Annotated in this window: 11 protein-coding genes; 6 read left to right on the forward strand and 5 right to left on the reverse strand. The window is 71.5% G+C overall.

What is annotated here, in order from left to right:
* Positions 1-8: 8 nt before the first annotated feature.
* Both OOK07_RS03680 and OOK07_RS03685 read right to left on the reverse strand, forming a co-directional pair.
* Entirely contained in the window at positions 9-509 is a 501-nt protein-coding gene (locus OOK07_RS03680; RefSeq protein ID WP_266676896.1) for a GNAT family N-acetyltransferase, read from the reverse strand.
* Between the two features lie 68 nt (positions 510-577).
* Complete coding sequence (locus tag OOK07_RS03685; RefSeq protein WP_266794955.1) at positions 578-2293, reverse strand: IlvD/Edd family dehydratase; 1716 nt, start codon at positions 2291-2293, stop codon at positions 578-580.
* Between the two features lie 47 nt (positions 2294-2340).
* Here OOK07_RS03685 and OOK07_RS03690 point away from each other — a divergent pair, with 47 nt between their 5' ends.
* The 3 genes from OOK07_RS03690 to OOK07_RS03700 are packed head-to-tail and all read left to right on the forward strand — an operon-like array spanning position 2341 to position 5116.
* Positions 2341-3165, forward strand: coding sequence for an IclR family transcriptional regulator (locus OOK07_RS03690; protein WP_266794956.1), 825 nt, complete (start codon positions 2341-2343; stop codon positions 3163-3165).
* 44 nt (positions 3166-3209) lie between these two features.
* Entirely contained in the window at positions 3210-4070 is an 861-nt protein-coding gene (locus tag OOK07_RS03695) for a fumarylacetoacetate hydrolase family protein (protein WP_266794957.1), read from the forward strand.
* 11 nt (positions 4071-4081) lie between these two features.
* On the forward strand, positions 4082-5116 hold the full coding sequence (locus OOK07_RS03700; RefSeq protein WP_266794958.1) for a zinc-dependent alcohol dehydrogenase: 1035 nt from the start codon (positions 4082-4084) through the stop codon (positions 5114-5116).
* 145 nt (positions 5117-5261) lie between these two features.
* Here OOK07_RS03700 and OOK07_RS03705 read toward each other — a convergent pair whose 3' ends face one another.
* Both OOK07_RS03705 and OOK07_RS03710 read right to left on the reverse strand, forming a co-directional pair.
* Positions 5262-6344 carry a sugar ABC transporter substrate-binding protein gene (locus OOK07_RS03705; RefSeq protein ID WP_266676901.1) on the reverse strand — a complete coding sequence of 361 codons (1083 nt, stop codon included), beginning with the start codon at positions 6342-6344 and terminating at the stop codon, positions 5262-5264.
* Positions 6341-8869 carry a SpoIIE family protein phosphatase gene (locus OOK07_RS03710; RefSeq protein WP_266676902.1) on the reverse strand — a complete coding sequence of 843 codons (2529 nt, stop codon included), beginning with the start codon at positions 8867-8869 and terminating at the stop codon, positions 6341-6343. Before OOK07_RS03710 ends, OOK07_RS03705 begins: the two co-directional genes overlap by 4 nt.
* A gap of 231 nt (positions 8870-9100) precedes the next feature.
* On the opposite strand from OOK07_RS03710, the gene OOK07_RS03715 reads away from it, so the two are divergent.
* The 3 genes from OOK07_RS03715 to OOK07_RS03725 are packed head-to-tail and all read left to right on the forward strand — an operon-like array spanning position 9101 to position 12283.
* Positions 9101-10189 (forward strand): sugar ABC transporter substrate-binding protein, encoded by a 1089-nt coding sequence (locus OOK07_RS03715; RefSeq protein ID WP_266676903.1) that lies wholly within the window; start codon positions 9101-9103, stop codon positions 10187-10189.
* A 37-nt stretch (positions 10190-10226) separates the two neighbouring features.
* Complete coding sequence (locus OOK07_RS03720; protein WP_266676904.1) at positions 10227-11009, forward strand: ATP-binding cassette domain-containing protein; 783 nt, start codon at positions 10227-10229, stop codon at positions 11007-11009.
* The gene (locus tag OOK07_RS03725) at positions 11003-12283 is read left to right on the forward strand and encodes a sugar ABC transporter permease (RefSeq protein ID WP_266794960.1); all 1281 of its coding nucleotides are present in this window, start codon (positions 11003-11005) and stop codon (positions 12281-12283) included. Before OOK07_RS03720 ends, OOK07_RS03725 begins: the two co-directional genes overlap by 7 nt.
* Positions 12284-12343: 60 nt before the next feature.
* Here OOK07_RS03725 and OOK07_RS03730 read toward each other — a convergent pair whose 3' ends face one another.
* The gene (locus tag OOK07_RS03730) at positions 12344-12574 is read right to left on the reverse strand and encodes a type A2 lantipeptide (protein ID WP_266794961.1); all 231 of its coding nucleotides are present in this window, start codon (positions 12572-12574) and stop codon (positions 12344-12346) included.
* Positions 12575-13030 lie beyond the last annotated feature (456 nt).

Consider the following 13030-nt stretch of genomic DNA (forward strand, 5'->3'; position numbering starts at 1 on the left):
GAGACGCCCTAGGACCCGTGCACCAGGTCGCGCTCGTACCAACTGCCCGACCTGCCGCCGAGGTCGGCCGGACCGGCCGGGCCGACCGGGACGAACCCGGCTTTGACCAGCACCCTTTGGGATGCCGCGTTGTCGTGGGAGGCGGCCGCCCGCAGTGTGCGCAGCCCGTGCCGTGTCGCGGCCAGCCGGCACAGCTCCTGGACGGCCGCGGTCGCCACGCCGCGGCCGGTGCCGTGTTCGGCGACCCGGTAGCCGAGTTCGGCGGTGCCGTCGTCGAACTCGTACAGGTTGAACCGCCCCAGAACCGAGCCGTCCTCGCTCACGAGCACGTAGAAGGCGCCGGTGCCGGCCTCCTGCCGGGCCAGCAACGCGCTGTGACGGTCGGTGAATTGCTCGAAGAACTCCTCGCCACGGTCGGAGACCGCGGCGGCGAAGTAGGCGCGGTTCGCCAGCTCGAAGGCCAGGACCGCCGGGGCGTGGTCGGCGTGCAGCCGCTGGAGGTCGGGCATTGCCCGACTGTACCCGGGCTACGCGCCGACGCCATCCGGGTTTCGGGTGAGCGAGTCCGCCGCTGCCCTCAGTGCGACTCCCGGCTCACTTCGGATCCGCTGGAGCCGACCAGGAAGTCCAGGTCGGCACCCGAGTCGGCCTGGAGGACATGGTCGACGTAGAGGCGTTCCCAGCCGCGGCGGGGGTTCGCGAAGCCGGTGACGGTGGCCTTGTTCGGGGTTCTGCGGGCGAGTTCACCGGCGGGTACGTCGAGATCGATACGGCGGGCTTCGACGTCGAGCGTGATGAGGTCCCCGGTCCGCACCAGGCCGAGCGGGCCGCCCGCCGCGGCCTCCGGTGCCACGTGCAGGACGACCGTGCCGTACGCGGTGCCGCTCATTCGGCCGTCGCAGACGCGGACCATGTCACGGACTCCCTGTTCGAGCAGCTTCTTCGGCAGAGGCATGTTCGACACCTCGGGCATGCCCGGATAGCCCTTGGGTCCGCAGCCGCGCAGGACGAGGACGGAGTCCGCGTCGACGTCGAGTCCTGGGTCGTCGATACGGGCGTGGAAGTCCTCGATGCTGTCGAAGACGAGGGCGCGGCCGCGGTGGCGCAGCAGGTGCGGGGAGGCCGCGGCGGGTTTGATCAGCGCCCCGTCCGGTGCGAGGTTGCCGCGGAGTACGGCGATGCCGCCCTCGGCGACCAGCGGTTCGGCGCGGGTGCGGATGACCTCGCTGTCCCAGATCGGCGCGTCGTCGAGATGGCTCACGAGGGGCTCGCCGGTGACGGTCAGCGCGCCGGGATCGAGCAGGTCGCGTACCTCGCGCAGGACGGCGAGGAGACCGCCGGCGCGGTGGAGGTCCTCCATGAGGAAGCGGCCGGCCGGCTGGAGGTCCACCAGGACGGGGACGCGGGAGCCGATGCGGTCGAAGTCGTCGAGGGTCAGGCCGATGCCCAGCCGGCCGGCGATGGCCAGGAGGTGGACGACCGCGTTGGTCGAACCGCCGACGGCGGCCAGCGCCACGATCGCGTTGTGGAAGGACGCCTCGGTGAGGAAGGAGCCCGGCCGCCGGTCGGCGCCCACCATGTCCACGGCCAGCCGGCCGGTGTGGTGCGCGGCCTGGAGAAGCCGGCTGTCGGGGGCGGGGGTTCCGGCCGTGCCGGGCACAACCGTGCCCAGGGCCTCGGCGACCAGGGCCATCGTCGAGGCGGTGCCCATGGTGTTGCAGTGCCCGCGGCTGCGGATCATCGCCGACTCGGACCGGGTGAACTGCTCCTGGGAGAGCGTGCCGGCCCGGACCTCCTCCGACAGCCGCCACACGTCGGTGCCGCAGCCCAGCGGCGTCCCGCGGAAGGTCCCGGTGAGCATCGGGCCGCCGGGCACGACGACCGCGGGGAGGTCCACCGAGGCGGCGGCCATGAGCAGCGAGGGGATGGTCTTGTCGCAGCCACCCAACAGGACCACACCGTCGATGGGGTTGGCCCGCAGCATCTCCTCCGTGGCCATGGCGGCCATGTTGCGCCAGAGCATGGCCGTGGGCCGCACCTGTGTCTCGCCCAGCGACACCACGGGCAGGTCCAGCGGGACCCCGCCCGCCTCGTGCACACCGTCACGCACCGAGGCCGCGACCTCGTTCAGGTGCGCGTTGCACGGGGTCAGATCCGACGCGGTGTTGGCGATGGCGATCTGCGGCCGGCCGGTGAAGGCGTCGTCCGGCACGCCCCGCCGCATCCACGCCCGATGGATGTAGGCGTTGCGGTCCTGGCCCTCGTACCACTGCGCGCTGCGGAGCCGAACCATGGAGTTCCTTCCGGTAATCGGTACAGCGGTCTACAGTTCGGAACGCCATGGAGCATACGCAGACGTACGACGGATCGACAGTCCCCGGCGAGGCCGGCGGCCCGGGCGCCGACGGCGGCCGGCTCGTGGGCTCGGACCGGGTGCTCGCGGTCCTCAAAGAGCTCGCGCGATATGCGGACGGGGTGGGGCTGGAGGAGCTGACCCGCGTGATCGGCAGTCCGAAGCCGACCGTGCACCGGGCGCTGGGCGCCCTGCGCCGGGCCGGCCTGGCCATGCAGGACACCCGCGGCCGCTATGTCCTGGGTGACGAGTTCCTGCGCATGGCCTTCGCCCATCACGAGGTCCGGCCCGATCACGTGCGCGTCCGCCCGGTGCTGGAGGCGCTGGCGCACTGGTTCGGCGAGACCGCGCACTACGCGGTTCTCGACGGCCGCGAGGTCGTCTACCGCGCCAAGGTCGATCCGCCCGCCGGTGCCGTCCGTCTGACCTCGGCGATCGGCGGGCGCAACCCCGCCCACGCCACCGCGGTCGGAAAGCTGCTGCTCGCACGGCAGTTGGGCTCGCCGGGCGAGGTCGCGGCGTGGATCGGCGAGCGCCCTCTGGAGCGTCGCACGCCACGGACCCTGTGCACGGCCGCCGACCTGCACCGCGAGCTCGGGGCCACCCGCGAGCGGGGCTACGGCCTCGACGCCCAGGAGAACGAGACGGGGGTCAACTGCCTTGCCCTGCCGGTGTACTTGACCTCGCCGACGACGCCCTCGGGGGCCGTGAGTGTCAGCGCGCTGACCTACCGGACGCCCCTGGCGACCCTGGCCGACGGGCTCGCCGAGATCCGCGGCCTCCTCGGCCCGCTCGGCGAGCCGCACCGCTGAAGACCCGTCCGCCCTCATCGATCCCGACCCTGGAGACCGACCTCGTGTACCTCATGCGTATAGGCGCGCCCGGCGCCGAGAAGCCCGTTGCCCGTATCGACGAGGAGACCTACGTCGACCTCTCCGACGTCGTCACGGACTTCGACGAGGCGTTCTTCGGGTCGGGAGGCGTCGACCGCGTCCGCCCCGTCGTGGCCGAGCGGGTGGCGGCGGGACAGGTGTCCCGCTTCGCCGAGGAGCGCGTCGGCGCCCCGATCGCCCGCCCGCACCAGATCCTGTGCATCGGCCTCAACTACCGTGACCACGCGGCCGAGAGCGGCATGGCCGTGCCCGACGAGCCGATCCTGTTCACCAAGTCACCCAACACCCTGGTCGGCCCGTACGACGACGTGCGCATTCCGCGCGGCTCCACGAAGACCGACTGGGAGGTGGAGCTCGGCATCGTGATCGGCAGGCGTACCTGCTACCTGGACTCGGTGGAGGAGGCCCGCGACGCCATCGCCGGGTACGTCGTCGTCAACGACGTCAGCGAGCGCGCCTTCCAGCTGGAGCGCGGCGGCCAGTGGTCGAAGGGCAAGTCCGCCGAGACCTTCAACCCCGCAGGTCCCTGGCTCGCCACCGCCGACGAGATCGACGACGTCCTCGCACTGGACATGTGGCTGGACGTCAACGGGGTCCGCCGGCAGACCGGCAGCACCAGGACGATGGTCTTCGACCCGTACGTCATCGTGCACTACCTCAGCCAGTTCCTCGTTCTGGAGCCCGGCGACCTGATCAACACGGGCACCCCGCCCGGCGTCGGCATGGGCCTCACCCCTCCCGTGTATCTCCAGCCGGGCGACGTGATGGAGCTGGGCATCAGGCACCTCGGCACCCAGCGCCAGCGCGTGCTCGGACCCCGGTGAGTCCTCGCACGATGCGTGCCTTCGTGCTGACCGCCCCCGGTGCGTACGCGGTCCAGGACGTGCCGGCGCCGACGGCCGGCCCCGGCGAAGCCGTCGTGGACGTCGAGCGGGTCGGCGTCTGCGGAACCGACGTCGAGTTCTTCACCGGCGCGATGGCGTATCTTCACCACGGTCACGCCGCCTACCCGATGCGCCTGGGCCACGAGTGGGCCGGACGCGTGACGGCGGTCGGTGCCGGTGCCGACCCCGCGTGGACCGGCCGCCGGGTCATGGGTGACACGATGCTCGGCTGCGGCGACTGCCGCCGGTGCCGGCGCGGCCGTCAGCATGTCTGCGACAAACGGCAGGAGGTCGGCGTACGGGGAGACCGGCCCGGCGCGCTGGCCGAGCAACTGGCCGTCCCGGTGTCCTCGTTGCACGTCCTGCCCGATGCGGTGGACGCCTCACTCGGCGCCCTGGTGGAGCCGGGCGGCAACGCCCTGCGGGCCGCACGCGCCACGGCGGCAGGGGCCGGCGACCGGGTGCTGGTACTGGGGCCGGGGACGATCGGGCTGCTGGTCGCGATGTTCCTGCGGGCCGCCGGCGCCGAGGTTCACCTGATGGGCCGCACCGGCGACTCCCCGGCCTTCGTCCACGGTCTCGGCTTCGCCCGGGTGTGGCCGGAGGGCTCGGTTCCCGATCTGCCCTTCGACGCGGTCGTCGACGCCTCGAACGCCGCCCATCTGCCGGACCTCGCCCTGGAGTTGGTCGAACCGGCCGGCCGGATCGTGTACATCGGACTGGCCGGCGATCCCAGCCGGATCGACACCCGCACACTCGCCCTCAAGGACGTGACCGCGGTGGGCGTCCTGTCCGCCTCCCCCGGACTCGATGCCACCATCCGGGCCTACGCGGACGGTCTCGTCGATCCGCGACCGCTTGTCGCCGCCACCGTGAGTCTCGACGCGGTCGGCGCCGTGCTCGCCGGCGAACGTCCGCCCGGTGCCGGGCCGGGCCCCAAGTTCCATGTGGACCCGCGACTCGGCCGAGCAGGGACGGCCCCGTGAATGCCACACGGAATCAGCGACGACGACCGAGCCCGACACCGGTGAGCGGTGAGCCGACGGGCCAGGAGCGGCAGTCCGAAGCCGGACCCGGCAGGCACGCGAGCCGCCGTACCCTCACCCGCGGGATCGGCCAGAGGCGCGGTCGCTACGGCGTGAGGCCGGCCTTCTCACAGGCGTGCCGGTACTCCCGGGTGCAGATCTCGTCGACCGTGTACTCGCCGCCGTCGACGAGGATCCGCTTGACGTCGCGGACCGTCACGGCGCTCGGGGTGAGCAGGACGGACGGAATGTTCCGGGTGGTGGGACTGTCGGTCGTCGCGTCGGCCACCTTCCGGAGATCGTCGCCGCGTCCCACCGTGACGGCCATGGCCGCGGCCGCGGCGGCCTCCGTCCCGAACGGCTTGTACACCGTCATGTACTGCTCCCCCGCGACGATGCGCCGTACGGCGTCGAGGTCGGCGTCCTGACCGGTGACCGGGGGAAGCGGCCTGACGCCCGCGCGCTTGAGAGCCGAGATGGCTCCCGCGGCTATCTCGTCGTTGGCCGCCAGGACCCCGCCGATCCGGCCGGGGCCCAGGGCCTCGATGGCGGCGGACATGTTCGCGTGGGCGTTGTCCGTGCTCCAGCCCTGGGTGTCGTACGACCTGCCGATCTTCACCTTGCCCGCGATGACCGACAGCGCTCCGCTCCTGTACCAGGCGGCGTTGGGGCTGGTCGGATCGCCGTTCAGCATGACGACCTGCTCGCCGGCCGCCTTCTCCCCCATGGCCTTCAGGAGTGCGCGCCCCTGGAGCCTGCCGACCTGCCCACCGTCGAAGCTGACGTAGCCGGAGACCGGGCCCTGCGCGAGCCGGTCGTACGCGACGACCGGTACGCCCGCCCGGTGGGCCTCCTGCGTCGAGGAACGCAGGGCCTTGGTGTCGGCGGCGTCGAGGATGATGACCTTGACCCCCTTGGTGATCATGGAGGTCACCTGTTGCCGCTGTCTGTCGGCATCGTCCTCGGCGTTGGCGTACTCCATCGTGCAGCGCGGGCACAGCTCCTTGATCCGTTTCTGGATCAGCGGCTTGTCGGAGTGCTCCCAGCGGGGGACCGTTCGGCTCGGGAGGAGCAGGCCGACGGCGAAGCCGTCCTTGCCCGCGTTGCCGTCCTTGCCGCAGGAGACCTGGGACATCGTCATGAGGGCCGCGACGAGGGCCGCGACGGCCTGCCACCCACGGGTCCTCACGGCAGGCTCCCCCGGGCCGGCCGGGGCTCGGGTTCGGCGGGCGCCGGCTCTCGCGGCGGCAAGGCGATCTCGCTCCACACCTGCTTGCCGCCGGCCACCGGCATCGAGCCGAAGTTCTCCGACATCGCCTCGACCAGCAGCAGCCCGCGGCCACCGGTCGACTCCCAGTCCACGATCACCGGCTTGGCGGGCGCGCGCGGGGAGGAGTCGCTGACGCAGACGCGCACCCGGTCCCCGCGCAGCATGAGATCGAGGCGGACGGCGCCCTGCGTGTGCACCAGGGCGTTGGTGACCAGTTCGGACACGACCAGCAGCACCGCGTCGGCGACGTCCTCGGCCTTCCAGTGACGCAGCGTGCGCGCGGTGAAGCGGCGGGCGTGCATGACGGCGTCGGGCAGCCTCCACACCACCCAGCCGGCCCGGATCGGCCGGGTCCGCATCCCGTCGTAGCGCATCAGCAACAGCGCCACGTCGTCCTCGCGGCGGCCGACGTCACCGAGCAACCGGTCGGCCATGCGTCCCAGATCCGCCGGATCGGCGGCGGTGAGCGCCGTGCGGGTCTGCTGCATGCCCTCGTCGATGGGCAGGCCGGCGGCTTCCACCAGACCGTCGGTGAGCAGGGCGAGCACCGTGCCGGGGGTCAGCTCGACCGCGGTCATGGGGAACTCGGCCTCCTCCAGAATGCCCAGGGGAAGCCCGCCCTCGACGTCGATCTCCTCCGTACTGCCGTCGGGGTGGCGCACCAGGGGTGCGAGGTGCCCGGCCCTGACGAACAGGGTGTTGCCCTGCTCCAGGTCCAGTTCGGCATAGCAGCAGGTGGCGAAGAGATCGGTCTCCATGCCGACGAGGAGGCGGTTGGCGTGCGCGACGACCACGTCGGGCGGGTGGCCCTCCACCGCGTACGCCCTGACCGCCGTACGCATCTGGCCCATGATGGTCGCCGCCCCCGCGCTGTGCCCCTGCACATCGCCGATGACCAGCGCCACCCGGTCCTCGGACAGGGCGATGACGTCGTACCAGTCGCCACCCACCTGAAGGCCTCGCCGGGCGGGCAGATAGCGGGCCACGGCCGTCCCGCCGGGCAGCTGTGGCAGGCGCCGGGGCAGCAGACTGCGCTGCAGCATCGTCGCGAGTTCCTGCTCGGCGTCGTGCTCGTGCGCGCCCTTGAGGGCCTGTCCCACGAGTGCCGCGGTGGCGGTCAGCAGGGACCGCTCGTCGGGCACGAACTCGTGCGGCCGGTCCCAGCCGATCAGGCACAGGCCGGCGACGCGTCCCCTGGCGGGCAGCGGCAGGACGGCCAGGCCTCCGCCGCCGATGCCCGCGAGTCCGGCTTCGAAGTCCGTGCCGGCGGGCCACAGGTCCGGACGCCCGTCCCGCAGGGCCAGTTGAAGGGTGGGCAGGGCGCTGATCGGTGCTTCGGGCCATTCCGTACGCCACTGGGCACGCCAGGTCTCCGGCCAGGCGTCGGGCTGCGGCGGGTCGAGCACGGTGACCATGAGCCGGTCGCCCTGCAGCTCGGCGAGCGCCACCCGGTCGGCGCCCAGCGGCTCCCGCAGCGCGGTGACCACGACACGGCTGACGTCACGGACCGTCGTGGCGTCGTCGAGGGCGGCGGTCAGCCACTGGATGCGGGAGACGTCGTCGGCGCTCCGGCGCAGGACGGACGTCGGTGTCACCACCCCCAGCACCTGCTCGGGGCGGTCGTCGCTGCTCACCACGACGCGGCAGCTCAGACTCAGCCAGCGCATCTCACCCGTGGGGCCGCGGACCCGGAACTCCAGCTCCCGTCGGCCGAACGCCTGGGGCGCCGGTTCCAGGACCGACACCAGTGCGTGCATGTCCTCGGGAAGGGCGTGCGCGAGCAGGGTGTCCGCCTTGCCGTCGAAGTCGGCCGGTGTGATGCCGACGAGGCTCAGGAGGGTTTCGTCCGCCTCGATCAGGCCGGTGTCCGGCACCAGGACGAAGGTGCCGACGCGCAGACTCCGCAGGGCGGGCCCCAGCACCGCCGACGGCCCGGGAGCGTCGGCGGCGGCCACCAGCATGCGGGTGACCGCATCGGCGTACCGCTTCAGGAAGCGTCGTTGCTCGGGCTCGAAGCCGTCGGCTGACGTCCCCACGACGACCAGGCAGCCCTGCCGCCTGCCCTCCGTCCCGAGCGGCAGGAAGCCGAGCGGCACCTCCGCACCCGGTACCGGCCCGCCCTCGGAGGAGGCCTGCTCGGCGGGATCTCGCCACAGGGGCCGGTCGGTGCGGACGGAGCACGCCGCGGGCGACCCCCCGGACAGCGCCAGACGCTCGGGCAGCCGGTGGTCGGAAGGGGCCCAGCAGGCCGTCTCCGCAAGGCGAAGCTCCTGCCGGCCGGCGTCCGGCACATAGACGGCCGCCATCGCCGCTCCGGCGAAGGCCAGAGCCCGCTCGCCCGCGGCCGCCTCCGGCACCGGCGGCAGCGCGTCGGTGTCTGCGGCATCGGCCCCGGATGCCCGCAGCTGAGAGACTCCGGCCCGGGCACGGCCGTCGTGCGGCATGTCGGCAGCCACCTCCCGTCCGTGCCGCTGATGCGGCTGAGATCGGGCAACCCACACCAGAATCGCATATGTGGGCGAACCACACCGGGCGTCCGGTGGACACAGCCGTATCAGCGGCCGCCGCCGCGTTCGCAGATCGACGTGGCCGGTGCCAGACTGACGACGGGTCGTCCTGCCATCACCGCGCGGCACATTTCAGGTGGATCTCCGTTCCGGAGGGAGGTCTCCGACATGAAGGCCTACGTACGGGGCGCGGCCGTCGCCATGACCGCGGTCTCGACGGCCGTTGCTCTGTCGGCCTGCGGGTCGAGCCCCGGGAACGACCCCGCCGGGGCGGGCACACCGAAGATCGCCCTGCTGCTCCCGGACGCCACCACGGCCCGGTGGGAGTCGGAGGACAGGCCCCGGCTGGAGAAGAGGATCATGCAGCTGTGTGCCGACTGCACGATCGAGAACGCCAACGCGAAGGGCGACGTGGCGATCCAGAAGGAACAGGTGGACTCGATGATCACCCAGGGTGTCGACGCCATCGTGCTCGTGGCGGTGGACGCCAGATCCCTCGGCCCGTCGGTCACCAAGGCGGCCGAGGCGGGTATCCCGGTGATTGCCTACGACCGGCTCTCCCAGGGCCCGATCTCGGGTTACGTCTCCTTCGACGGCGAGGAGGTCGGCCGGCTGCAGGGCAGGGCGCTGCTGAAGGCCATGGACGGCGGCGGGCCGAGTTCACAGATCGTCATGATGAACGGGGATCCCAGCGATCCCAACGCGGTGTCGTTCAAGAGGGGCGCGCTGTCCGTACTGTCGGGGCGGGTGAGGATCGGCAAGGCGTACGACACGCTTCAGTGGAGGCCGGAGAACGCGAACGCGAACATGTCCGGGGCCGTCGCCGCCCTCGGCGCCGAGGGTATCCAGGGGGTCTACGCCGCCAACGACGGCCTCGCCGCGGGCAGTATCTCCGCCCTCAAGTCGAACAAGGTCGACCCGCTGCCCCCGGTCACCGGGCAGGACGCCGAGCTCGGAGCCGTGCGGCGCATCGTCGCCGGCGACCAGTACATGACCGTCTACAAGCCCTTCGGCCCCGAGGCCTCTTCGGGCGGCGCCATGGCCGTGGCCGCGGCCCGCCGCACGCGTCTCGACGAGGTCGGCAAGGACAAGGTGAGGACCAGTGGCGGGAAGCCGGTGCCGGCGGTCCTGCTCACCCCCGTGTCCGTGACCGCCGCCAACATCAAGGACACCTTGGTCAAGGACGGCTTCTACACCGTCGAGCAGATCTGCGTCCCCCCGCTCAAGGCGGCCTGCAGCAAGGCCGGTCTGACCTGAAGGTCCCGTTCCGCCCGAGTCCCGGCCTGGGAAGGAGATGGTTTCCGTGCCGGCTCCCCCCTTGCTGGCGCTGCGCGGCGTGTGCAGACGCTTCGGCGCCGTCGAGGTCCTCAAGGACGTCGAGCTGGAAATCCACGCCGGTCAGGTCGTCGCGCTGCTCGGCGACAACGGAGCCGGCAAGTCCACCCTCGTCAAGGTGATCTCCGGCGTCGCCCCCGCGGACCGGGGCGTCATCGAGTGGGAGGGCCGGTCGGTGCACATCAGGCGCCCGCACGACGCACGGGACCTCGGCATCGCCACCGTCCACCAGGATCTCGCGCTGTGCGGGAACCTCGACGTCGTCGGCAATCTCTTCCTCGGCCGGGAGATCCGCAGGTTCGGGTTCCTGGACGAGATGGAGATGGAGAGCCGCACCATGGTTCTGCTGAAACGGCTGACCAAGAGCATCCCGGACCTGCGGGCCCCCCTGGTCACCCTGTCCAGCGGCCAGCGGCAGACGGTGGCCATCGCACGTTCGCTCCTCGGCGACCCCCGGGTCCTCCTCCTGGACGAACCGACCGCGGCGCTGGGCTTCGAGCAGACGACCGAGGTCCTGGATCTCGTCGACACGCTGCGTGACCGCGGTATGGGAGTACTGCTGATCAGCCACAACATGGGGGACGTCAAGGCGCTCGCGGACCGGGCCGTCGTGCTCCGGCTCGGTCGCAACAACGGCTTCTTCAACGTGAACACCGCGTCCCAGGAACAGATCATCTCCTCCATCACCGGCGCCACGGAGAACGTGCCGCGCCGGCCGGCATCCCAGGAGGCGGGATGGTGACAGGGATGCGCCGCACGGCGGACAACACGCGGGCGGACGGCGCCGCACCGGCCGACGGGGCCCGTCCGAGTCGTGGGCAGGCCGCCGCCCTCGTCCTGAGGAGCTGGGGTGTCTCCCTCCGGCGCAGGTTCCGCGCCGGTGAGCTGGGCTCGTTCCCCGTCGTCCTCGTGCTCGCCACGGTCTGGATCATCTTCCAGTCCCTCAACTCGAACTTTCTCTCGCCGCGGAACCTGTCCAATCTGAGCGTGGACATCGTGGGCACGGGATTGATCGCGGTCGGCATCGTCTTCGTGCTGCTGCTCGGTGACCTCGACCTGTCGGTCGGCTCGATCAGCGGCTTCGCCGCGGCCGTCTTCGCCGTTCTGAACGTGAACCACGGTGTGCCCGAATGGCTGGCTCTCATCGTCGCGGTGCTCGTGGGCACCGTGACGGGAGCCGTCCAGGGCTTCTCGTGCGCCAAGACCCGGGTGCCGGTGTTCGTCGTCACCCTCGCCGGGCTGCTCACCTGGAACGGCCTCATGCTCTACGTCCTCGGCACCAGCGGCACCATCAACCTGGACGAGGACGGGCTGGTCGCCAAGCTGACCAGCTACTACTTCACCAACGACGGCGTCGCCTACGGCCTGGCGGCGGTCTGCGCGAGCATCGTCTTCCTGATCATGTACCAGAACAGGCGGCGCCGTCTGGCCGTCGGCATGCCGCACCGCTCGCTGCGGGACATCGGGGTGCGCACGGGCGGACTCGCGGTGATCGCGTTCGCCTCGGCCTATCTGCTCAACCGCTTCCAGGGTCTGCCGCTCGCCCTGCTGATCTTCCTCGTGGTGGTGGCGAGCCTCGACATCGTCCTGCGCCACACGCGCTACGGCCGACAGGTCTACGCACTCGGCGGCGGCGTCGAAGCGGCACGCCGCGCCAGCCTCAACGTGACGGCCATCCAGACCGCGGTGCTCGCGGTGTCGGGGACGATGGCCGCGATCGGCGGCCTGTTCCTGGCCTCGCGCATCACATCGGTGAGCCAGAGTTCGGGATCGGGTGTCCTGCTGCTCAACGCCATCGCGGCGGCCGTCATCGGTGGCACCAGCCTCTTCGGAGGACGGGGCACGACCTGGTCCGCGGTGCTCGGCATGCTGGTCATCCAGTCGATTTCCTCCGGCATGTCGATCACGGACACCCCCACGGCCATCCAGTTCGTCATCACGGGCGGGGTGCTCTTCGCCGCCGTGGTGATCGACGCGCTGGCACGACGCTCGCAGGAGACACACGGCCGGGCGTGACGCGAAACGTCCGTGGGCCCCGGATCGGTCGATCCGGGGCCCACGGACGAGCAGATGTCGTCAGGCCGACAGGGGCGTCTGCAGGCTCGCACCCGCGGTCAGGCCCTGCAGCGACCCGCCGGCCACGAGGCCTCCGGCGATGTCACCGAGCGGCGTCTGGAGGGAGAGACCGCCGGAGCCGCCGACCGCGAGGCCGCCGACCGGGAGGTCGCCGAGCCCGAGGCCGCCGGAGACGTTCTCCATCTCGGCGTCGGACATCTCGGTCGTCTCGACCTGGGAGGCAAGGTTCATCACGCGCGATTCCTTTCGAGTAACCACTTGGGAATGGCAGAGTTCGCCCGATCCTCGAAAAGGAGAACCTCTCCCGCGACCTGCACCAAGCAGGATCAAAGCACGCCCGCAATCGGACGGCCAACCGCCCGCGGCTTGGCCGGTACACATGGCGAAAGGGCCCTTCACCTGCGTGTGAGCGCGGTGCCCGAATACACCGACACCTTCACACGGCCTGCCGCCCCGCTGCACGCGCAACCATTGCCACCCATTTCCGGGCGCACGCTTTTCCGGCAAATTCGCCCGCCGCCGGCAAAGTCGTGACGGCTTTTCAGGTTCCCTGCGACCTGCCCGTGAACGGTGTGCAGGTTCACCGGATGTTCGGCACCCGGCCCGCTCCTTCGGCTCACCGCACTCGCCGCGGCATCGGCTTCCACGAGGAGACGGAACCGGCACCGCTGCCCACGCACTGCCCAC

Origin of the sequence: Streptomyces sp. NBC_00078 (assembly GCF_026343335.1) — a bacterium.
Taxonomy (GTDB): domain Bacteria; phylum Actinomycetota; class Actinomycetes; order Streptomycetales; family Streptomycetaceae; genus Streptomyces.